Here is a 21,482-nt window from a genome sequence, read left to right on the forward strand (position 1 = left end):
CCGGGGGTATGGATCTAGGGATTGGGCTGTTTTGAAGGTGTTTGCCCCGTTTTTCAAGATCGTTTGGGGGGTGGGAGTGGTCCGGGCCACAGGTTCGGGGGTGTGAGGCCGGGCACATCGTCGACGGTGGGTGACGGGGTGTCGGCGGGGGGTGCGGATCGTGGGGGGTGGGGGTCCGGGGTCGGGTGGCGCGCACCACAGCCCTCACCCGACACCCGGAGGACTGCTACCCACGGTGACGATTTCGGGCGACGACCGACGGGCGTCGGCCCACCCCCGTGGGACCGGCACCCGCCGCGTCGTCAGCCCGCCGGCCGGCCGGCGGAGCGCCGCAGGTGTTCGGCGAGGGCGAGGAAGACGAAGAAGTTCGGGATCGTGCTCACGGCGGCGTGGGTCAGGGCCCGCCACCGGCCGGCGACCCTGAGCTTGACGAAGCCGTCGAAGACCTTGATCTCCTGGATCTCCTGCCACTGCGCGGACTCGCGGGCCGAGCCGACGGCGTCCGCGGTCAGCCAGAGCCGGCCGAACTCCAGCCGCCCGCCCGAGTCCAGGGCGGCGACCGCCCCGGGGAGCTGGGCCCGGGTGACGGCCTGCTGGAGCGCGGGCCCCCACTCCCGCGGGTTGCTGAATCTGCCCTTCTCGGCGACCTCGCCCGACCCGTCCGCCCGGCCGCGCAGCACGACCTTCGCGCCGTCCACGTCGGTGAGCGTGTACTCGTAGGACGTGTAGCCGCCGACGCCGGTGTGCCGGACGGTGTTCTGGAGGACGGACGTGCTCTCGTAGCGGACGGCGTGGACCCGGCCCTTCACCACGGCGGTGAGACCGCGCTCGTGGAGGTCGAGCCGGACGCCCTGGTTCTTCGCCGTCGTGGACCGTTCCTTCCAGATGCCCAGCGGGACCAGCAGCAGCAGTCCGAGCGGGATGACCGCCAGCGCCGCCGCCTCGGTGAGCGAGAGCACCAGCGCCAGCCCCCCGAAGACCACTGCCCCGGTCACCGCGCAGCCGAGCGAACTCGCCTGCGACCGGGTGCCCGGGTAGACCGCCACCCGGTCACCCAGCCGGTTGCGGACCGCCGCCTCGTCGATCAGCGTCAGAAGCTCGCTCCGGCCGTCCGCGAGGCCGTCCTGTCCGGTCATGCGCTGTCCTCTGCCTCGTGTTCGGGGTGTTCGTCGCGTCCGTGGTGCTCGCGGTGACCGGGGTGGGCCCGCCCCGGCGGTGCGGGCCCACCCGGTCGGCCGGGGCTCAGCCCGCCCGGTCGAAGGCGGCCTGGAGCCGGGGGACGTAGTCGGCGAGCGCCGGCGCCCAGCAGCCGTAGTTGTGGCCGCCGTCGCAGGTGGGCGACAGGGTCGAGCCGTCGCCGTAGTCGACGTAGCGGCTGGCGATGCCGAGCTGGTTCAGCCGGGTCCGGACGGTGTCGGTGGCGATCGCCGTGAAGTGGTCGATGGGCCCCCGGTCGCCGGTGTAGAGGGCGACGTCGGTGGCGGCCAGCTTGGCCAGGTTGGCGCCCGCGGCCGGGTTGACCTCGTTCCAGACGTGGTCGGCGCCGAAGACCGGGTACGGCGAGCCGAAGATCGCGTCGCTGTCGACGTAGGGCCCGTAGCCGACGCACTGGCCGCTGCCGGAGGTGCTCACGGCGCACCACGCACCCGGGAGGTTGAGCTCGGTGGCCAGGACCGTGGCGCGGATCTCGGTCATGCCGAGGTCGATGCCGCCGGACAGCGAGGCGACGTGGCCGAACAGGTCGGGCCGGAACTCGGCGTAGCGCAGCGCGCCGTAGCCGCCCATCGACAGGCCGACGACGGCCCGGTGCGACCGGTCGCCGAGGGTGCGCAGGTTGGCGTCGATGAAGGGGACGACCTGGCTGGTGTGGAAGGTCTGCCAGTTGGCCGCGCCGAGCACGGTGTTCTGCATGACCCAGTCGGCGTACCAGCCCTTGAGGCCGCCGTCCGGGACGACGGTGATCATCGCGTCGGAGTGCAGGGCGGGCGCGGCCGCGACGTCGTCCACGGTGCCGGCCCCGCCGTGCAGGAAGTACGTCACCGGCCAGCGCCGGCCGGGGTCGGCGGCGTAGCCCCGGGGGAGGAGGATCCGGATCTTGTGCGTGCCGGAGAGCTGACCGGTGGTCACGGTCAGCGTGAAGTCGGTGTCCGAGTGTACGTCGGGGGCGCCGACCTGGGTCAGGCCGAACCCGTCGGTGAAGGTCGGCGGGGCCGGGTCGGCCGCGTGCGCGGGCGCACCGACGAGCAGCGCGGACACGGCCATCGCCGCGGCGACGACGGCCGCCCTGGCGTGCCGGCGCCAGGCGGGCGGGAAGGAGGTCATCGAAGGTCCTCTCGGGGTGGGTGCAGGGGGAGCGGGCCCCGCGGCCGGGCGACGGACGGGGGCGGGGCGCGGTGCTACAGCGCGCAGTAGGCGTCGACCGTCGCCTTGCCGGTGTCCTGCTGGCCCTTCGTCCCGGCGAGCAGGTGGAACTCGTTGTTGGCGCGCGCGACCTGCTTGGCGCCGTCGTCGCTGGTGTACCAGTCGCTGAAGTAGCCCAGTACGGCGCCGTTGTGGCTCCAGGCCCACTGGCCGCACGGCAGCTGCACGTGGATGATGCCCAGGCCGTAGCCCACGGTGCCGTCGGCGGTCACCGGGACGGTGGTCTTGAGCTCGGCCTCCTGCGCGGGTGCCAGGAGCCGGCCGGTGACCAGGGCCCGGGAGAACGCCGTCAGGTCGTCCAGGGTCGACACGATCGCCCCGGCGGGCCCGAAGGTCTGGACGTCGGAGACGGTGACGTCCCTGATGCCGATGCCGATCACCGGGTACTCGTAGCCGTGCAGGTGGTTGCCGGAGATGGTCGGATCGCTGGTCGGGAAGGTCGTGTCGGCGAGGCCGAGCGGTTCGATGATCCGCTGCCGGATCTCGGTGGCGGCGTCGTTGCCGGTGACGGCCTTGATCACCATGCCGGCCAGGACGTAGTTGGTGTTGGAGTAGCTCCACTGCCCGCCCGGAGTGCCGGTGGGCCGGTGCTGGGCGAGGCCGAGGTTCACCAGGGTCTGCGCCGGCCAGGCCTTGGTGGGCTCGGTGTTCAGCGCGTAGGACAGCGCGAACCCGGTGTCCTTGGCGTAGTCGGGCAGGCCGGAGGTGTGGTTCAGCAACTGGCGGATCGTGATCGTGCTGCCGTCGTAGCCGTTCGCGGCGACCGCGCCGGGCAGCCACTTCGCGACGGTGTCGTCGAGGGACAGCCGCTGCTCGCCCTCCAGCTGGAGCAGCACGGTGGCGGTGAACGCCTTGGTGTTGCTGCCGATCCGGAACCTGGCCTTCGGATCGGCGGGCACCCTGGTGGACAGGTCGCCGACGCCCGCGTGCACGTACTGGGTGGTGTCACCCTGGCGGACCAGGCCGATCACGCCGGGGTATCCGTCGGCGACCCCCTGCTGGGCGCCGGCCTGGAGGAGGCCGGCGGCGGTCGGGGTGTCGGCGTGCGCCGGCCCGGCACCGGCGAGGGCGGCGAGCGCCAGCGCCGCGCCGGCGGCGGTCAGACGTAGGGGTTTCATCGGACTCCTCGGGCTGCTGCGGGTGGTCATGGCGGCGCGCGGTGCTCGCGACCGGTCCGGTGGGCCCGGACCGTCGGCGCGGCGCCGACCTGGTACCCGTGATCCTGCGGGCCGGCCGCCCCGGCGGACAGGCCATCGCACCGGCCACATGTGACCGGCCCCGCTCCGGCCTGCGGATGTCCGCCCCCGGCCTGCGGATTCCCGCGCCCCACCCGGGCGGTGCCGGCGGGCCGGGCGCCGGCGGTCACGGCGTTCCGGCCGGTGCGGGCGGGAAGGTGGCCGGTGCGTACTTGCCGTGCTGCTGGCGGAAGGAGCGGCCGAGGTGGTGCTGGAGCCGCTCGTGCCGGAACTGGTAGACCGCGCCGGTCTGGCGCAGCACGCCGCGCTGGTAGGCGTCGTCCAGGAACGCGACCGGGCGCCAGGGCAGCCGGCCGGTCAGCGGCAGCCAGACCCGGGCCAGCACCAGCCACTGGCCCCAGGCGGTGAAAGCGAGCAGATAGGCGACCGTCCCGCCGATCCCGCCGACCGCCCCGATGAACAGGCCGTCCGCCAGCCCCCAGTTCAGCGGACCCAGGACGCCCTGGAACAGGTCGACGACCAGGCGCCCGCCGCCGGCGATGGTGAGGGTGAGGGCCGGCGCCAGGACGAGGAACTGCCGGGCCACCGTGGCGCGGTTGGCGCTGAGCAGGCTGACCGGGGTGGCCGAGGAGGTGACGTCCACCGGCGCCTCCAGCGCGGCCGAGAGCCCGAAGACCAGGCCGGCCGCCGACCCGAAGGTCAGCCCGAGGCAGAGCATGTTGATCAGGGTGCCTTCGAGGACGTCCGGGTCGGTCAGCGGGGAGCCCGCGTACAGCGCGCGTTCCAGCGCGAGCGCGCAGGCGCAGCCGACGCCCATCAGGGACCCGCCGAGCAGACCGTCCCCGAACCGGGCGAGGAAGGTGCGGACCGGCCGCCGGCCGAGGCTGTCGTGGGTGCCGGGCAGCCGCAGCCGCACCCGGGACGGCTCGAAGACCTCCCCGCCGCCGAAGGTGATCAGGATCGCGTACACCGACCCGAAGGCGAGCCCGGCCACCGGCCCCATCAGGCTGCCCTGCAGCAGCACCTCGCCGGCCCCGGTGCCGAAGCCGATGCCGAGCAGGCTGACGAACAGTCCGACGAACCAGTCGGCGAGGGCGACGCTCAGCGAGGTGGCCACGACCACGGCCATGACCCGGGTCGAGCGCGGCAGCGTGTCGCCGAGCTGCCACCAGGCGAGGTCCTGCCGGTCGTGGTCGAGCCGGACCAGGTGGTGCGCGAGGTGGCCGAGCCAGTGCTGGGCGCGACCGGTGTCCCAGTCCGTCGGCCGGTCCGGCCGGCCGGCGGCGTCCCGCTCCGGGGCGCGGCGGCGGTACACCGCGGGGACGAAGCCCGCCAGCAGGTGCTCCTCCAGGGACTTCGCGGTGGGGAAGCGGGCGGTGTCGAGCAGTTCGGCGGGGTCGCGGCCGGGTGTCTCGCTGTAGGCGGTGCGCGCCAGGATCACCATGAGCGGCGTGGTCAGCACCGCGGCGAGGGCGGCGCCCGCCCCGCTCTCCCCGGCGCGCAGCTCGTCGAGCACGGTGTCCCACAGCGACCCGTCCGCGCTCCCGTCCGAGCTCCCGGCGGCGGCGTCGCCGCGGCCGACCGACCGGGCCGTCCGGGGCAGGTAGTGGCCGAGGTCGTCGAGGGTGAGGTCGGCGAGCGTGATGCCGGCCGCCCAGAGCAGCGGCGCGTGCGCCTCCTGGACGGCCTCGGCGAACTCGTCGTGCCGGCTGGTGAGGACGAGCGGCAGGGTGGTGGCGTTGAGGGCGTCGAGGGCCTCCCGCCGCAGGCCCTCCGCGATCTCGTCGAACCCGTCGAGGACGGGGAGGACGAGGTCGGCGTCGACCAGCGCGGCGGCCAGCGTCGACCCGTGCGGACCCCGGCGGGCCAGGTGCGGGTGGTCGCGCAGCAGCCGCCCGACCAGCCAGTCCCGCAGCGCGGTGGTGGTCGGGTCCCAGGAGCCGAGACTGAAGATGACCGGGACCCGGCCGGCGGCGCCCGGGGCCTCCAACTGGTCCAGGACGAACCTGATCGTGAGGATCGACTTGCCCGAGCCGGCCCGGCCGAGGATCACCAGCCGCCCGGAGGAGATCCGCCGGTAGACCTCCGCCACGCTCCGCAGGTCACCGCTGAGGTCCATCGGGCGGGAGGCGGCCCCCGGGCCGAGCCGCTGGATGTTCTCCGCACGGTCCGTCAGCCCGGCCGGTGCCCGCTGCCACCGGACCGGGAGCGGGAACGGGTCGTGGACCCGGCGCTGAGCCTCCTCGCGGCGCCAGCGGCGTCTGACCTCGCCGGCCAGCTCCTGCGCGGCGTCGGCCAGCGCGCCGGGCACCGGGCGGGGCGCGGGTGGCGCGGGGGTCTCGGGGGTCTCGGGTGGTGCCGACGGGCCGGGGGCCGGGGACTCGGCGGCCGGGCCGCCGGGTGGAGCGGGCGCCGGTTCGAGCGGCGCCGGAGCCGGCCGGGGGACCGCGGGAGCCGACGCGCCGCGCGCCTCGGCGAGCGTGCTCGCCAGCTGCCGGCGGTCCTCCGCGCTGATGTCGAGGGCGTCGGCCAGCAGATTGACCGTACCCAGTCGATGGTCGCTGGACCTGCCGCTCTCCAGCCGGCGGATGGTGCGCACGCTCACGCCGGAGCGCTCCGCCACCTGTTCCTGCGTCAGGCCCGCCTGGCCGCGCAGCCGGCGTAACAGCGTGCCGAGCTGATCCGTCACCGGGGCGCCTCTCTACTCGCCGGTAATCGCCGGTGAGCCTACCGGTGACGACCGGTCAGCGATGTCCGGCCGGTTGGCCTGTCCACCGAACATGACGAACGCCACAATCGCTGCCTTCGTGCAGGCGCTGTGCGGCGAGAAGCGAGGAGTCGACGTGGCCTACCGCTACTGGTGCGGTGAGTGCAGTTCCAGGACGGCCTGGCTCGGCGAGTCCGAGGGGGAGCGGCAGCAGGTCGAGCACTACGCGAAACGGCATCCCGGCATCCCGCCCGGCGGCCAGGTCGAGGTCGGCAGAAGACTCGACGCCGGCCGCGGCTGGCTCGCGCCGGCCGCGGCCGCGCTCGTCCTGCTGATCGTCGTGGTGGCCGTGGTGACCCGGTACCGGTAGGCCGCGCCGCCGCCGGCACCGGCCGCCTTTGGCCGGTCCGTGGCCTGTCCCGGCCGGTCGGCCGGAGCCCAGCATGGGCGCCGGGGCCGCACGCTCCCGGGGGCCGGTGTCCGGCGCCCCGCCCGGCGGCACCCCACCCCTCCCAGCAACCGAAGGAGATCCATGTCCACTTCACCGCAGCCGGGGCAGGCCCTCACCCGGCGCTCGCTCCTGCGGACCGGGACGGGGCTCGCCCTGGGCACCGGCCTCGCCGTGGGCGCCGGGGCCGCCGCCGCCGGGCCCGCCGCCGCGACCAACGGCGTCGGCCAGACCGGCGCGCCCCTGTGCCAGCTGCCCGGTGACTCGGCGAGCCGGTACGGGCTGGGCAGCGGTGACCTGGGCATCCCGTACTACCGGGAGCACGACAACACCTGGGGCTACGTGTTCGGCGACTCCTTCGACACCGGCAACGGCTACCTCGGCTCCCCGGTGATGCTGAACCAGGCGACCTTCGACCGCTCCGGGGCGACCCCGATCTCGTTCAGCTACGCCATGCCCGACGGTTCCGCGGCCCAGCTCCTCGACTACGGCCACGGAACCGACAACGGCCACGGGGTGGAGAGCACCCGGATCCCGAACGACTGCATCGAGTTCGGCGGCCGCACCTACCTCCAGTACACCTCGGTGGCGCGCGGCATCGGCCCGGACCCGCTGCCCGCCGGCGAGGACGGCTCACTGATGTCGGGCGTCGCCCACTCCGACGACTTCGGCCGGACCTGGACCGACTACCCGTACCACTGGCCCGGCCAGGACCAGGGCGTCAACCAGTCGATGTACGGGATGTGGTCCTTCGCCGGCATCGACCCGGACGGCTGGCTCTACATCTACTCCAAGCGCTGGAACGGCACCCACAAGAACACCGCGGACCAGGGCGCGATCCAGCTGTTCCGGATCGACCCGGACGCGTTCCGGGCCGGCGACTTCGGGGCCCAGCAGAACTGGGCGTACGACGGCGGCTGGCACTGGGCCACCGACGGCACCCCGCCGACCCCGCTGTTCGGCCCCGGGAACAACATCGGCGAGTTCTCCGTGAAGCGGATCGACGGCCGCTACTGCATGAGCTACCTCGACCTGACGGACGGTTCGATCTGCACGCGCACCGCGCCCCGGCCCGACGCCGCGTGGTCGGCGCCGGTCCCGCAGATCGTGGTGAGCAACCTCTGGCCGCCGAACCACTGGGGCCGGCCGCAGGTCGAGAGCCTCTACGGCGGCTACATCCACCCCGGCAGCGCCGGTGCGAACTCGCTGACGCTGATCGTCTCCCAGTGGACCGCGCAGGGCGCCTACCGGGTCCTGCAGTTCGACGGGATCCGGCCGTAGTGCGCGCCCCGCAGCGGCCGTCACGGCCGCCCCTCGACACCCCGCGACCCCCGCACCGGAAGGAGTCCCCGTGAGACTCGCCGTCCTGACCAGAGCGCTGGTGGGCGCGCTGCTCCTCTCCTCCGCCGTCCTCGCCACCACCGGCCCGGCCGCCGCGGCCACCGACGGCGCCAAGGACGTGACCTACCGGGGCACCACGCTGCGCGTCCCCGGCACCTGGCCGGTGATCGACCTGGACGCGGCGCCGGACACCTGCGTGCGGTTCGACCGGCACGCCGTCTACGTCGGCCGCCCCGGCGAGAACCAGGACTGTCCGTCCCACCTGCGGGGACGCAGCGAGGCGATCCTGGTGCAGCCGGCCCTACCCGGCGCGGCGCGCGGGGCACGGGAGAACACCGCCTCCCGCGAGATCACGGCGACCACCGGCGCGGTCACCGTCACCGCGGCCTACGGCAGCGACCGGGCGGCGGTGGCGACCGTCCTCGACCGGGCCGGTCTGCCGCAGCCGCGCCGGACGGCGCAGGCACCGCGGAGCGCGGCCGACCCGGCCGGCGCCGGCACGGCGCTGACCGCCGCGGTGGACGGCGGCGCCACCAACTACACGGGCCAGGGCTTCGACCCGTGCGCGGCCCCGAGCTCGTCCACCATGCGCACCTGGATGGACGCCTCGCCCTACGGCGCGATCGGCATCTACATCGGCGGCGTCAACCGCACCTGCGACCAGCCGAACCTGACCGCCGACTGGGTCGCCCGGCAGGCCTCGATCGGCTGGCACTTCTTCCCGCTGTACGTCGGCCACCAGGCGCCGGGCGCCTGCCCCGGCTGCGCCACGATCCCCTCCGCGGCCCAGGGCGCGGCCGACGCCGACGACGCGATCGCGCAGATGTCGGCCCTCGGCTTCCCCCCGGGCACCCCGGTCTACATGGACAACGAGCACTACGCCCCGTCGTACTCGGGCCTGGTCCTGGGCTACCTGTCCGCCTGGACCACGCAGTTGCACGCCCGGGGCTACCTGTCGGGCGTGTACGGCAGTGCCGGCAGCACGATCTCCGACCTGGTCGCCCACTACTCCTCCTACGCGATGCCGGACGTCATCGACTTCGCGGCGTGGCCGGGCAACGGCAGCACCAGCACCTCGGACCCGGCGATCCCGGACCACCTGTGGGCGAACCACCAGCGGATCCACCAGTACACCGGTGGCCAGAACGAGACCTACGGCGGCATCACCATCAACATCGACGCCGACTACCTGGACGTCCGACTGGCGCCCACCGCCAGGGGGTGGGACGACTTCGGCGACGGCCGGCAGAACCCGGCGATCGGCCGGCAGGCCAACGGGGCGATGGTCGCGTTCGCGGTCTCGCCGGACCAGCAGGGGCTGTTCTTCCGCGAGCAGACGGCACCGAACGGTGGCTGGGGAACGTGGCAGCGGCTCGGCGGTCCGGTCGGCGGCCTGCCGGTGGTCGGCCGCGACCCCGACGGGCGGCTGGAGCTGTTCGTCCTCGGCCCCGGCCGGAGCAGCGTCCAGCACAGCTGGCAGACCACGCCGAACGGCGGCTGGAGCACGTGGGACACCTCCTTCGGCCCCGCGGCCTCGGGCCTGAGTGTCGGTCAGAACGCGGACGGGCGGCTGGAGGTGTTCGCGGTGGCGCCGGACCGCAGTTCGATCTCGCACATCTGGCAGACGGAGCCCAACGGCGGGTGGAGTGGCTGGAACGGTGACGGCGCCGGGCTGTTCGGGGGCCCGACCGGTGGAACGCCGGTGGTCGGTCACCAGGCCGACGGGCGGATGGCGGTCTTCGTGCTGGGACCGAACGGCAGCGGGGTGGCGATCCGCGAACAGGTGGCCCCGTCCGCCGGCTGGGGCGCCTGGAACGGCTCCTTCGGGCCCGCGGCATCCGATCTGAGTGTCGGTCAGAACGCGGACGGGCGGCTGGAGGTGTTCGCGGTGGCGCCGGACCGCAGTTCGATCTCGCACATCTGGCAGACGGAGCCCAACGGCGGGTGGAGTGGCTGGAACGGTGACGGCGGCGCGCCGTTCGGGGGCCCGACCGGCGGTGCGCCGGTGGTCGGTCACCAGGCCGACGGGCGGATGGCGGTCTTCGTGCTGGGCCCGAACGGCAGCGGGGTGGCGATCCGCGAACAGGTGGCCCCGTCCGCCGGCTGGGGCGCCTGGAACGGCTCCTTCGGCGGCGCCGCCGCGACCGTGAACGTCAGCCGCAACGCGGACGGCCGGCTGGAGGTGTTCGCCCTCGCCCCCGGCGGAGCCAACATCTCGCACATCTGGCAGAACGCGCCCAACGGCGGCTGGAGTGCCTGGAACGCCGACGGCACCTTCGGCGGCGCCGCCTGGGTGGGCGTATGAACACGTCGAGAGGAACGGTCGAGACCGCGATGCCACCGCGCACCCGCCCCGCCCGCCACGCGTCGCACGCCTCCAGGGCGACGGCCCCCGGTGGCCGGCGCCGGCCGGATCAGCGCGCGAGGAGGCGCCGGAGCCAGCGGGTACGGGCGTCGCGGGCGTCCCGGGCCAGCGCCGAGTGCGGCGCGAGGGTGTCGAAGCCGTGGCAGGCACCGGGCCACACGTGCAGTTCGGACCGGCCGCCGGCCTGCCAGAGCGCCTGGGCGTAGGCGACGTCCTCGTCCCGGAGGGTCTCGGCCGATCCGACGTCGATGTAGGCCGGGGGCAGCCCGGACAGGTCGGTGGCGCGAGCGGGGGCCGCGTAGGGCGGGAGGTCCGCGGCACCGTACCGGTCACCCAGCAGGGCCTGCCACGCGGTGGCGTTGGAGGTGCGGTCCCAGGTGTCGGTGCCCGCCAGCTGGTGGCTGGAGAAGGAGCGGTCGCGGTCGTCCAGCATCGGGCTGAGCAGCAGTTGCCCGAGCGGGACGGGCCCGCCCCGGTCCCGGGTGAGCAGGGCGAGCGCGGCGGCGAGCCCGCCGCCGGCGCTCTTGCCGCCGAGCACGATGCGCGCCGGGTCGATTCCCAGCCGGTCGGCGTGCGCGGCGGCCCAGGTGAGGCCGGCGTAGCAGTCCTCCACCGGTCCGGGGTACCGCGTCCGCGGTGCCAGCCGGTACTCGACGGAGATGACGGCCAGCTCCAGCGGGAGCGCCCACTCCCGCAGCACCCGGGGGAGGACGGACCAGGCGTTGCCCATGACCATGCCGCCGCCGTGCAGGTAGTACAGCAGCGGCAGCGGCCGGGAGATCCCGGCGGGCCGGGCGCTCAGCAGGGTGACCTCCGGCCCGTCCGGCGGTCCCGGTACCCGGAGTTCGGCCACCTCGAAACGGCCGCCGTCGGTCAGCTCGTGGACGGCGGGCCGGGGCCGGGTCGCGGTGTCCCGGGCCTGGCGGGCCGCCAGGTTCGCCGGGGTGAGCGGCCCCCCGGCCGCGTCGCCCAGAGCCGCCAGCGCGGCGGCCAGCTCGGGGTCGAACGGGGGCGCGGTCCGGGCCTTCGGGGCGGGGCCGGGTGCGGCCGGCGGGTCGGCGACGCTCATGCCGGGCCGTCCGGTCGAGCCCCGGGGCGCCGGCCGGACGGGACCGGGGGGAGGCAGCACGTCGAAGGAACGAGGTCCATAGGGCCAGTCAATCACCCGCCCGGCCGGGCCGCGGCCGGTCCGTCGCTCCGGTGGGCGGCCGGTTCCGGCCCACCCGGGGCGGCCCGGTCGGGCGGGGGCCGGGAGAATGGCGGCCATGACCACCACCCTCGATCACCCCGCCGCCGTCGCCGCGGAGACCGCCCGCTTCGTCGCCGTCGTCCGTGCCGCCGACCCGTCCACCGCGGTGCCCACCTGCCCCGGCTGGACGCTGGCCGACCTGGTGCGTCACGCCGGGAGCGTGCAACGCTGGTTCACCGTGCTGCTGCGGCAGCGGATCCAGGAGCCGCCGCGCAGCCGGGAGGTCGACCTGCGGCTGCCGGAGGGGCCGGACGGCTACCCCGACTGGCTGGCCGAGGCCGCGGTCGAGGCCGGTGCGGAGTTCGCCGCGGCCGACCTCGACGCGCCGATGTGGGCCTGGGGCGCCGACCAGCACGCCCGGTTCTGGGTGCGCCGGATGCTCTTCGAGACCCTGGTGCACCGCGTGGACGCGGAGCTCGCCCTGGGCCTGCACCCCGGGATCGACCCGGCGCTGGCGGCCGACGGCGTCGCGGAGTTCCTGGTCAACCTGCCCTTCGCGGCCGGCTTCGCGCCCGGGACGGCCCTCCTGCGGGCGGAGAACCGGACCGTCCGGTTCACCCGCACCGACGGGGCCGGGGACTGGCTGGTCCGGCTGCGGCCCGACGGTTTCGGACTCGACCCGCAGGGTGCCGGGACGGCCGCCGACGTGACCGTGCGCGGCACCGCCGCGGACCTGCTGCTGTTCCTCTACGGTCGGCTGGACCGGGCCGCCGGCCGCTTCGAGGTGACGGGGGACGAGGGCCTGCTGGCGCACTGGGTGGCCAACTCCGCGTTCTGACTTCGCGTTGACCGGTGGGGCCGGCCGTCGCGAACGCGGCGGGCCGGGTGCGGCCGGGGCGGTGCCCCTCGCCACACCCGGCCCCGGAGGCCGGCCCGGTCGGCCCGGTCGGCTAGGTCGGCTAGGTCAGACCCGGTCGGCCGCGATCAGGACGTACTGGAAGGAGCCGTCCTTGTACGAGGAGATGAACGCCTCCTCGATGCCCGTGACGAGCGAGGAGGTCGCGCGCAGCTCCCAGTACGGCAGCGTCGCCGGGGTGAGGTCGATGACGGCCTGCGGCACGAGCCGGTTGTCCGCCATGGCACGCAGGTACTCCCGGCGGGAGTGGATGTTGCACTCGAAGTGCGCGTTGATCTGCGACACCCACTTCGACGGCTGCCCGTAGGCGGGGTTCCAGCAGCCCGTGATGGTGACGTACCGGCCGCCGACCGCCAGCATCCGGGAGTGCTCGGCGAAGAGGTCGTGCAGGTCGACGTACATGCTGGACTCGTTGTTCCACGAGCCCGCCACCTGGCCGGTCTCGAAGGGCATGTCGAGCATGTTGCAGACCCGGGACCGGACCGAGCCGTCGATGCCGAGCTCCCGGGCGCGCCGGTTGCCGAACTCGGCCTGCTTGGCGGAGAGGGTGACGCCCTCGACCTTGCACCCGAAGCGCTGGTGGGCCATCACCATGGAGCCGCCGCGGCCGCAGCCGGCGTCCACCAGGGTGGCGTCGGGGGCGATCGGGCCAAGGTGGTCCAGCAGCACCTCCGCCTGGGCGGACTCCAGCCGGTGCAGCTCGGCGATCACCTTCTTCTCGCGCTCGCTGTCGTCCGGGTCGCCCAGCGAGGCGTGGTCGATGTCGCCGATGCCGTAGTGGTGGTGGTAGAGGCCGTCGACGTCACCGAGGCGCAGATTGACGGGCCGGGCCTCGTGGTCCCAGTAGCGGGCGATGTCGCCCTGGTAGGGCGTGGCGGGACCGGGAACGAGGCTGGTGGGCGTGGTGGGGATATCGGTCGTGGTCATGGGTCAGCTCCTTGGTTACCAGAAGTCGGGCAGGCTGTAGCGGTAGGTGTTGGTCCGGTGCCAGTAGTGGTTGCCGTCGATCCACACGGCCACGCCGCGCAGGAAGCGCAGCAGGGGCGGCGCGGGGCAGGCGGCGGCCAGGGCGGCCGCCTCGGCCTCGAAGGCGTGCATGAGGTCGTTGTGGACCTCGACCGCCTTCAGGTAGCCGTCGCGGTCGGTGCCGCCCTCCTGCTCGGCGAGCACCACCGGGAGGTTCAGGTGCCGGCCGGGGCCGGCGAGTTCCTTGGTGTAGGAGTAGAGGTCGTTGACGATCGTGGTGGCGTTGGAACCGAGCGCGATGACCCGTTGCAGGGCGGGCAGCGTGTGCAGGTCGGCGGGCAGCTCGTAGCCGCCGACGGTGTCCGTGATGGTCGGGCACGGGCGGAAGTTGTTGAACTGACGCATCGCCAGGTACTCCCAGACCGTGGGGACGTGCTCGGTCTCGGCCCAGGCCGCCTCGGCGAGGTACCCCAGGTGCAGGCGCGCCATGTCGTGCCGGAACCGGTCCGCCTGGGACGGGCTCGCGGCGCGGTGGAAGTAGTCCATGGCGGAGCGGTAGGCGCGCCGCGGGGCGTCCTCCTGGAGCGACTCCTCCCAGGCCGGCTGGTACTCCGCCGTGGTGTGCAGGGGGTCGAGCGCGGTGTGCGCGAGGAGCAGCCGCCCGCCGAGGCCGACCGGCGAGCCGCCGTGGTCCTCGCAGTAGCAGTCGTCCACCACGTTCTCGGCGACCATCAGCCGGGCGGCGACCATCAGGTGGTCGGTGTCGGGGGCGTCGGGGTGGCAGGCGACCATGTACCGGCCGATCGAGAACCCGTCGAACTGGTCCTCCCACTCCGGCGGGTACAGCTGGACCTCGTCCACCGCCCAGGCCTTGATCCGGTTGCCGACCTCCTCGACGCGCCCGGGGTCGGGCTCCGGTACCGGGTGGTAGTAGAGGCCCGGAACGGCGCCGCCGGCCTCGGGCGGTGGCGTACGGCGGCCCGGGTGCAGGCCGCCCGTGCCGAGGCCGCTGGGGCCGCTGAGGATCCGCTCCAGGGCGGTACGGCTCATGACCGTACCGCCGAGGTGTCCCCGGTGATCTCCGGTCCGGTGTTCATGGGCATGGACGGGCCTCCCTCCGCGCAGGACCGCGCCGGATGACGGGTCGTCATCCGGCGTGACAGAAGGGGGGATCACGCAGGTGGTACCCCCCTTGCCGTTCGCTGATCAACGGTAGGCGGGGTGGTCTCGGCCGGAGGCCTCCGGAGCGGTTGATCTACTCGATAGGGTGAATGTTCGGGAAGATCGGGTTTCAAGCGCGCGGTGTGCGCGTGGTGGGGGCGGGGGGTGCGGGGCCGGAGGTGCGGATCGAGGGGTCGGAGGTGCGGCGGGCGTTCCCCGCTGGGGACCGGGGACCACCGGCCCGTCGGGTCAGCCCTCGGGGTGCCGCTCGGCGTCCTCCGCCGCGGCGGCGTCCCGCCGGTCCAGGGCTTCGGCGGTCGCGGGGTACTTGGACCGCAGGCGGTCCCGGAGCGAGAGCGAGGGGCCGCCTGCCCCCTCGGAGGCCGCCGGGTCGGCGGCCGGGGCGGGGGTGGGACCGGTCACCGGGGTGGCGGCGTCATGCGCCGGGGTCGCGGAATCGGGCGCGGAGTCGGGCGCCGGGCCCGCGGGGGCGCGCAGCCGCGCCAGCTCGGCCTCCAGCTCGGCGACCCGGGACCGCAGCTGCTGCGCCTCCTGGGCGGCGTCCCGGTAGAGCTGCTTGTTGCGCTTGCCGACCTCGGAGAGGGTGTCCACCCGGTCCGCGAAGGCGTCGCGCTCACTGGCGATCGGCTGGACGATCTGGCCGGCGACCACCGCCGCGATCCAGTCGACCCACTCGTTGATCCGGGTGGTGCCCAGCGGGCCGATCAGCTCGGCGTCCTGCAGGCCGGTGAGCATGGGACGGCGGATCATGTCGGCGATGCTCCGCTGCGGGCCGCTCTGTTCGGTCACGACTGCTCCTCGATGCTTGCCCCGCGGTGGGGCGGTGGATGCCGCCGGCGTCACGGTCCGCAGGGCAGGTGCCGGTCTCCTCGGCGATCTCCAGCCTAGCCACCTGCGATTCGGCCGTCGCCGGGTGGCCGGGCCGGGGCCCCGGCGGGGGAGTTCCGGGCCGCCCGGCACCCGGCGGGGAGCACCGGGCCGCAGTGGCCGGATCCGGTCGTCCGTGAACGTCGGACACCCCGGGTAGTTCGTGCCGCCAGGGATTTTACCGGGGGTTAACAATCGGCCACCGGGCCGACGGGTCGTGTCCGGACGGGCAAGGCGGCGGGGCCGTTCGGGCAATTGCCGTGGTGAAGCGCCCTCGCGGCCGTGATGCCTTGTGGGTACGGCCGGTTGGGCGCCGCCGACAGGCCTCTGACCTCCGGCGCTGAAGCTTGATGTCGTGTACAGAGCGACCCTTGACGCGTTCTGCTGATGCTGGTTCAGTTGCGCTGTGGCCTCACGGGAAGCACACGTATCTTACGAATCTCTCATGTATTCCACTCACAGTGATGCGATAGCCGTTGTCGGCCTGTCGTGTCGGTTACCCGGAGCTTCGACTCCCGATGAGCTGTGGCGACTTCTCCGGCACGGTGAAACCTCTGTCACGGAGGTCCCGGAAGACCGGTGGGGTGAATTGCCGACGGATGGCGGACAAACAGTCGAAACCGGCGGATCGATACCCCGATGGGGCGGTTTCCTCGATCAGGTCGACCGATTCGACCCCGGCTTCTTCGGCCTTTCCCCGCGCGAGGCGGTCGCGACGGACCCGCAGCAGCGGCTGATGCTGGAACTCGCCTGGGAGGCCCTGGAGTACGCCGGGATCGTCCCGGCGACGCTCGACGGACGATCGGCCGGTGTCTTCTTCGGCGCGATATGGGACGACTACGCGACCCTGTTGCACCAGCGCGGTCCGCAGGCCGTCACCCAGCACAGCGTGACCGGGCTGCAGCGCAGCATGATCGCCAACCGGGTCTCCTACACCCTCGGCCTGCGCGGGCCCAGCCTGGTGACCGACACCGGCCAGTCGTCCTCCCTGGTCGCCGTCCACCAGGCCTGTGAGAGCCTGCGCGCCGGCGAGACCGACCTCGCGCTCGCGGGGGGAGTGAACCTCAACCTCGCCCCGCAGAGCAGCATCGCCGTCGCCCGGTTCGGCGGCCTCTCGCCGACCGGCCGGTGCCACACCTTCGACGCCCGCGCGGACGGCTACGTCCGGGGCGAGGGCGGCGCGGTGGTCGTCCTGAAGCGCCTCACGGACGCGCTCGCCGACGGCGACGGGGTGCACTGCCTGATCCTCGGCGGCGCGGTGAACAACGACGGCGGCGGTGAGGGGCTCACCGCACCCAGCCCGGCGGCCCAGGAGGAGGTCGTCCGGCGCGCCTACCGCCGGGCCGGGGTGGACCCGGCGGACGTCCAGTACGTGGAACTCCACGGCACGGGCACCAAGGTCGGCGATCCGGTGGAGGCCGCGGCCCTCGGCGCCGCCCTCGGGCGGCTACGGGAGCCCGGGCGGCCGCTGGCGGTCGGCTCGGCGAAGACCAACGTGGGGCACCTCGAAGGCGCCGCCGGGATCGTCGGGCTGCTGAAGGTCGCCCTGAGTCTGCGGCACCGGGAGCTGCCGCCCAGCCTCCACTACGAGCGCCCCCATCCGCTGATTCCGCTGGACTCGCTCCACCTGCGCGTGCAGCGGGAGCTGGGGCCGTGGCCGGAGCCGGACCGGCCGCTGCTGGCGGGCGTGAGTTCGTTCGGCCTCGGCGGGACCAACTGCCATGTGGTGCTGGCCGCCGGGCCCCTGCCGACCGCCTCGGCGCCGGGGCTCTCGGAGGGCGGGCGGACGGAGGGCGGGTCCTCGGAGGTCGAGGTCGCGGAGGCCGGGGGCTCGGCGCCCGGGCCCCCGGGCGGTGGGACGGGGGCGGCCCGGACGGTGCCGTGGCTGCTGTCCGGCCGCTCGCCGGCGGCGCTGCGGGCCCAGGCGGCCGCGCTGCTGGCGCGGCTCGACGAGCGGCCCGGGCTCCGCGCGGCGGACGTCGGGTACTCGCTGGCCGTCACGCGCTCGGCCTTCGAGCAGCGCGCCGCGGTGACCGGTCGGGACGACGCCGGGCTCCGGCGGGGCCTGACGGCGCTGGCCGGGGGCGGGCGCGCCGCCGAGGTGCTGTCGGGGCAGGCGTACGGGCGCGCCCGGCTCGCCTTCCTGTTCGCCGGTCAGGGCAGCCAACGGCCGGGGGCCGGGCGTGTGCTCTACCAGGAACACCCGGTGTTCGCAGCGGCGTTGGACGCGGTCTGCGAGCACGTCGACGCGGCCGCGGCCGCAGCCGCCGCGGGAGCGGGCCCGGACCGGCCGCTGCGGGACGTGCTCTTCGCGGCACCGGGCTCCGCCGCCGCGGATCTGCTGGACGGCACCGGTGTCGCGCAGCCCGCCCTGTTCGCGATCGAGGTCGCCCTGTTCCGGCTGCTGGAGAGCCGGGGCGTCCGGCCGGACCTCCTGCTCGGCCACTCCGTCGGCGAACTGGCCGCCGCCCACGTCGCCGGGGTGTTCCCGCTCGCGGACGCCTGCACGCTGGTGACCGCCCGCGGCCGGCTCATGCAGGCGCTCCCGCCCGGCGGCGCCATGGCGGCGCTGCAGGCCGGTGAGCAGGAGGTGCTCCCGCTGCTGGCCGGCCGGGAGCACCTGGTCGGCCTCGCCGCCGTCAACGGCCCGGAGGCGACCGTGGTCGCCGGGGACGCCGAGGAGGTCGAGCGGATCGCGGCCCACTGGCGGACCGCCGGCCGCCGGACCAGAAGGCTGCGGGTGAGCCACGCGTTCCACTCCCCGCACATGGACGCCGTGCTGGACGACTTCCGCGGCGTCGTGGCGGCCCTGGACCTCCGGCCGCCGGAGCTGCCGGTCGTGTCCACGGTCACCGGCGATCTCGTCACGGCCGAGGAGTTCGGCTCGGCCGAGTACTGGGTGCGGCACGTGCGCAGGCCGGTGCGGTTCCTCGACGGCATGCGCCGGCTGGAGCGCGAGGGCGTCACCGCCTACCTGGAGCTCGGGCCGGACGGCACGCTCGCCACGATGGGCCGGGACTGTCTGACCGAGCCCGCGCGGCCGGGCGCCGGTCCCGTCCTCGTGCCCACGCTCCGCAAGGACCGGCCCGAGGCCGACGCGCTGGTCACCGCACTCGCCCGGCTGCACGTCCACGGCGTCGAGGTGGACTGGGCGGCGGAGTTCGCCGGGCACGGCGCCCGGCGGGTCGAGCTGCCCACCTACGCGTTCCAGCGGGAGCGGTACTGGCTCGGGGGCGGCGTGCTCCCACCGGCCCCGGTAGCCGGGACGGCGACCGCGCCTGCCGCGCCTGCCGCGCCTGCCGCGCCTGCCGCGCCTTCCGGGGCCGACGCGGTCGACCGGCCGGAGCGGGCGCCGGTCGGCGACCGGGGCCCGGGCGCGCTGCTCGACCTGGTGCGCTCCGAGGCGGCCGCCGTGCTCGGCCACCACGACGCCGGGCCGGTCGACCCCGGGCTCTCCTTCAAGGAGCTGGGCTTCGACTCGCTGACCGCGGTGGAGCTGCGGGACCGGCTCGGCGCGGCCACCGGGCTGCGGCTGCCGACCGGTCTGCTGTTCGACCATCCGACGCCTCTCGTCCTGGCCGAGCGGCTGGGCGCCCTGCTCCAGCCGGCGGACCGCGCGGCGGGCTCCGGGGCCCTGGCGGAGCTGGACCGGCTGGAGCGGTCGCTGGCCGCGCTCGGGCCGGACAGCGCCGCCTGGGAGCGGGTCGAGGCCCGGCTGCGGTCCCTGCTGGCCGCCAGGCCGCGAACCGACGGCGACGACCCGAAGCCGAACAGGCTGCGGACGGCGACGGTCGACGAGCTCTTCGCCTTCATCGACCAGGAGTTCCGCACCTCCTGACGCGCCCCGACGCGCGATGTCCGAACCTTCCGCACGGCCGCACCGACACGGAGTGAGAGCAGTGGCGAACGAGGAGAAGCTGGTCGAGTACCTCAGGTGGGTGACCACCGACCTGTACCGGACCAGGGAGCGGCTGCGCGCGGCGGAGTCCGCGTCGGGCGAGCCGGTGGCCGTGGTGGGCATGGGCTGCCGGTTCGCGGGGGGCGTGCGGTCCCCGGAGGACCTGTGGCGGCTGGTGGTGGACGGGGGGGACGCCGTGGGGCCGCTGCCGACCGACCGGGGCTGGGACCTGGCGGAGCTGTTCGACCCGGAGGCCGGGCGGCCGGGGTCCAGCTATGTGCGGGCCGGTGGGTTCCTGGACGCGGTGGCCGAGTTCGACGCGGGGTTCTTCGGGATCTCCCCGCGTGAGGCGCTGGCGATGGACCCGCAGCAGCGGTTGCTGCTGGAGACCTCGTGGGAGGCGGTGGAGCGGGCGGGGATCGACCCGCTGTCGCTGCGGGGGAGCCGGACGGGCGTCTTCGCCGGGGCGACCTTCCAGGAGTACGGCCCCCGGCTGCACGAGGGCTCGGAGGACCAGGGCGGCTATCTGCTGACCGGCGTCACCCCCAGCGTGATCTCGGGGCGGGTCGCCTACGCGCTGGGCCTGGAGGGGCCGGCGCTGACGGTGGACACGGCGTGTTCCTCGTCGCTGGTGGCGCTGCACCTCGCGGTGCGGTCCCTGCGGTCGGGCGAGTGCGACCTGGCGCTGGCCGGCGGGGTCACGGTGATGCCGACGCCGGGCATGTTCGTCGAGTTCAGCCGGCAGCAGGGCCTGGCCCCGGACGGACGGTGCAAGCCGTTCGCCGCCGCCGCGGACGGCACGGGCTGGAGCGAGGGCGTCGGTGTCCTGCTGGTGGAACGGCTGTCGGACGCGCGGCGGTTGGGGCATCCGGTGCTGGCGGTGGTGCGGGGCAGTGCGGTGAACCAGGACGGTGCGTCGAACGGCCTGACGGCGCCGAACGGTCCTTCGCAGCAGCGGGTGATCCGGCAGGCGCTGGCGGACGCGGGGCTCTCGGCGCGGGACGTGGACGCCGTGGAGGCCCATGGCACGGGCACCCGCCTCGGCGACCCGATCGAGGCCGAGGCACTGCTGGCCACGTACGGTCAGGGCCGGTCCGAGGGGGCGCCGCCGCTCCGGTTGGGCTCGGTGAAGTCGAACATCGGGCACACCCAGGCGGCCGCCGGGGTGGCCGGCGTGATCAAGATGGTGTCGGCGATGCGGGCGGGCGTGCTGCCCAGGACGCTGCACGTGGACGAGCCGTCCCCGCACGTGGACTGGAGCTCGGGGGCGGTCGAGCTGCTGACCGAGGCCCGGGAGTGGCTCCCGGGCGCGCGGCCGCGCCGCGCGGCCGTCTCCTCCTTCGGGATCAGCGGGACCAACGCGCACGTGGTGCTGGAGCAGGCGCCGGCCGAGGAGCCCGGCGAGGAGCCGGCCGGGCTGAAGAGCGGGCCGGAGAGCGGGCCGGCGGTGGTGCCGTGGCTGCTCTCGGGGCGCTCGCCGGAGGCGCTGGCCGCGCAGGCCCGGAGTCTGCTGGCGCACCTGGACGCCCGGGGCGCCCTGGATGCCCGGGGTGCTCTGGACGTCCGGGGTGGCGAACGGCCGGTGGACACCGGCCTCGCGACGGTGGTCACCCGGTCGGTCTTCGAGCACCGCGCCGTGCTGCTGGCCGACCGTGCGGACCGGGAGGCGTTCCGGGCCGGGCTGGCGGCACTGGCCGAGGGCCGGTCCGTCCCGCAGGTGACCGTGGGCGACGCGGCGGTCCGGCCCGGCCGCGTGGTGTTCGTGTTCCCGGGTCAGGGGGCGCAGTGGGCGGGGATGGGTGGGGAGTTGGTGGATTCCTCGCCGGTGTTCGCGGCGCGGTTGGCGGAGTGTGCGCGGGCGTTGCGGCCGTTCGTCGGTTGGGACGTGCTGGATGTGGTGCGTGGTGTGCCCGGTGCTCCGTCGTTGGAGCGGGTGGATGTGGTGCAGCCGGTGTCGTTCGCGGTGATGGTGTCGTTGGCGGCGTT

General features: G+C 74.7%; 13 protein-coding genes and 1 pseudogene. 6 read left to right on the forward strand and 8 right to left on the reverse strand.

Going from position 1 to position 21,482, the window contains the following annotated elements; all coding sequences use genetic code 11:
• Positions 1-302: 302 nt before the first annotated feature.
• The 4 genes from ABZ495_RS34955 to ABZ495_RS34970 form a co-directional block, all read right to left on the reverse strand.
• Positions 303-1,136 carry a DUF6585 family protein gene (locus tag ABZ495_RS34955; protein ID WP_359839935.1) on the reverse strand — a complete coding sequence of 278 codons (834 nt, stop codon included), beginning with the start codon at positions 1,134-1,136 and terminating at the stop codon, positions 303-305.
• 106 nt (positions 1,137-1,242) lie between these two features.
• Positions 1,243-2,322: an alpha/beta hydrolase-fold protein gene (locus tag ABZ495_RS34960; protein WP_329491079.1), complete on the reverse strand. Its 1,080-nt coding sequence runs from the start codon at positions 2,320-2,322 to the stop codon at positions 1,243-1,245.
• 74 nt (positions 2,323-2,396) lie between these two features.
• Positions 2,397-3,539, reverse strand: coding sequence for a serine hydrolase domain-containing protein (locus tag ABZ495_RS34965; RefSeq protein ID WP_359839937.1), 1,143 nt, complete (start codon positions 3,537-3,539; stop codon positions 2,397-2,399).
• Between the two features lie 244 nt (positions 3,540-3,783).
• The gene (locus tag ABZ495_RS34970; RefSeq protein WP_359839939.1) at positions 3,784-6,306 is read right to left on the reverse strand and encodes a helix-turn-helix domain-containing protein; all 2,523 of its coding nucleotides are present in this window, start codon (positions 6,304-6,306) and stop codon (positions 3,784-3,786) included.
• A gap of 91 nt (positions 6,307-6,397) precedes the next feature.
• Here ABZ495_RS34970 and ABZ495_RS34975 point away from each other — a divergent pair, with 91 nt between their 5' ends.
• From ABZ495_RS34975 to ABZ495_RS34985, 3 genes are all read left to right on the forward strand, one after another.
• Positions 6,398-6,694 (forward strand): hypothetical protein, encoded by a 297-nt coding sequence (locus ABZ495_RS34975; RefSeq protein WP_359839941.1) that lies wholly within the window; start codon positions 6,398-6,400, stop codon positions 6,692-6,694.
• A gap of 162 nt (positions 6,695-6,856) precedes the next feature.
• Positions 6,857-8,053 carry a DUF4185 domain-containing protein gene (locus tag ABZ495_RS34980; RefSeq protein WP_359839943.1) on the forward strand — a complete coding sequence of 399 codons (1,197 nt, stop codon included), beginning with the start codon at positions 6,857-6,859 and terminating at the stop codon, positions 8,051-8,053.
• 70 nt (positions 8,054-8,123) lie between these two features.
• Positions 8,124-10,418 carry a glycoside hydrolase domain-containing protein gene (locus ABZ495_RS34985; RefSeq protein ID WP_359839944.1) on the forward strand — a complete coding sequence of 765 codons (2,295 nt, stop codon included), beginning with the start codon at positions 8,124-8,126 and terminating at the stop codon, positions 10,416-10,418.
• 109 nt (positions 10,419-10,527) lie between these two features.
• Here the strand turns inward: ABZ495_RS34985 and ABZ495_RS34990 are convergent, their stop codons facing one another.
• A complete protein-coding gene (locus tag ABZ495_RS34990; RefSeq protein ID WP_359839946.1) occupies positions 10,528-11,547 on the reverse strand; it encodes an alpha/beta hydrolase in 1,020 nt (339 codons plus the stop codon).
• A 196-nt stretch (positions 11,548-11,743) separates the two neighbouring features.
• On the opposite strand from ABZ495_RS34990, the gene ABZ495_RS34995 reads away from it, so the two are divergent.
• A complete protein-coding gene (locus ABZ495_RS34995) occupies positions 11,744-12,505 on the forward strand; it encodes a maleylpyruvate isomerase family mycothiol-dependent enzyme (RefSeq protein ID WP_359839948.1) in 762 nt (253 codons plus the stop codon).
• 126 nt (positions 12,506-12,631) lie between these two features.
• Here ABZ495_RS34995 and ABZ495_RS35000 read toward each other — a convergent pair whose 3' ends face one another.
• From ABZ495_RS35000 to ABZ495_RS35010, 3 genes and pseudogenes are all read right to left on the reverse strand, one after another.
• Positions 12,632-13,510 carry a geranyl diphosphate 2-C-methyltransferase gene (locus tag ABZ495_RS35000; protein WP_329491088.1) on the reverse strand — a complete coding sequence of 293 codons (879 nt, stop codon included), beginning with the start codon at positions 13,508-13,510 and terminating at the stop codon, positions 12,632-12,634.
• A 15-nt stretch (positions 13,511-13,525) separates the two neighbouring features.
• Positions 13,526-14,587: pseudogene (locus ABZ495_RS35005) on the reverse strand (family 2 encapsulin nanocompartment cargo protein terpene cyclase); the annotation flags it as partial.
• A gap of 372 nt (positions 14,588-14,959) precedes the next feature.
• Complete coding sequence (locus tag ABZ495_RS35010; RefSeq protein ID WP_359839950.1) at positions 14,960-15,520, reverse strand: hypothetical protein; 561 nt, start codon at positions 15,518-15,520, stop codon at positions 14,960-14,962.
• A 523-nt stretch (positions 15,521-16,043) separates the two neighbouring features.
• Between ABZ495_RS35010 and ABZ495_RS35015 the strand changes: the two genes are divergently transcribed.
• Together ABZ495_RS35015 and ABZ495_RS35020 are read left to right on the forward strand one after the other, a co-directional pair.
• Positions 16,044-19,436 carry a beta-ketoacyl synthase N-terminal-like domain-containing protein gene (locus tag ABZ495_RS35015; protein ID WP_359839952.1) on the forward strand — a complete coding sequence of 1,131 codons (3,393 nt, stop codon included), beginning with the start codon at positions 16,044-16,046 and terminating at the stop codon, positions 19,434-19,436.
• A gap of 61 nt (positions 19,437-19,497) precedes the next feature.
• Positions 19,498-21,482: type I polyketide synthase (locus tag ABZ495_RS35020; protein ID WP_359839954.1), on the forward strand; the 1,985-nt coding region annotated here is incomplete at its 3' end.

It is taken from the genome of Kitasatospora sp. NPDC005748 (genome assembly GCF_040630735.1).
In the GTDB taxonomy this organism is placed as follows: Bacteria; Actinomycetota; Actinomycetes; order Streptomycetales; family Streptomycetaceae; genus Kitasatospora.

What these genes read in the sequence shown, in the direction of transcription:
- ABZ495_RS34960 (WP_329491079.1), bottom strand. Translation starts at nt 2,322, where the DNA reads ATGACCTCCTTCCCGCCCGCCTGGCGCCGGCACGCCAGGGCGGCCGTC.
- ABZ495_RS34975 (WP_359839941.1), top strand. Translation starts at nt 6,398, where the DNA reads ATGACGAACGCCACAATCGCTGCCTTCGTGCAGGCGCTGTGCGGCGAG.
- ABZ495_RS35000 (WP_329491088.1), bottom strand. Translation starts at nt 13,510, where the DNA reads ATGACCACGACCGATATCCCCACCACGCCCACCAGCCTCGTTCCCGGT.
- ABZ495_RS34955 (WP_359839935.1), bottom strand. Translation starts at nt 1,136, where the DNA reads ATGACCGGACAGGACGGCCTCGCGGACGGCCGGAGCGAGCTTCTGACG.
- ABZ495_RS34995 (WP_359839948.1), top strand. Translation starts at nt 11,744, where the DNA reads ATGACCACCACCCTCGATCACCCCGCCGCCGTCGCCGCGGAGACCGCC.
- ABZ495_RS35015 (WP_359839952.1), top strand. Translation starts at nt 16,044, where the DNA reads ATGTATTCCACTCACAGTGATGCGATAGCCGTTGTCGGCCTGTCGTGT.
- ABZ495_RS34965 (WP_359839937.1), bottom strand. Translation starts at nt 3,539, where the DNA reads ATGAAACCCCTACGTCTGACCGCCGCCGGCGCGGCGCTGGCGCTCGCC.
- ABZ495_RS34980 (WP_359839943.1), top strand. Translation starts at nt 6,857, where the DNA reads ATGTCCACTTCACCGCAGCCGGGGCAGGCCCTCACCCGGCGCTCGCTC.
- ABZ495_RS34990 (WP_359839946.1), bottom strand. Translation starts at nt 11,547, where the DNA reads ATGAGCGTCGCCGACCCGCCGGCCGCACCCGGCCCCGCCCCGAAGGCC.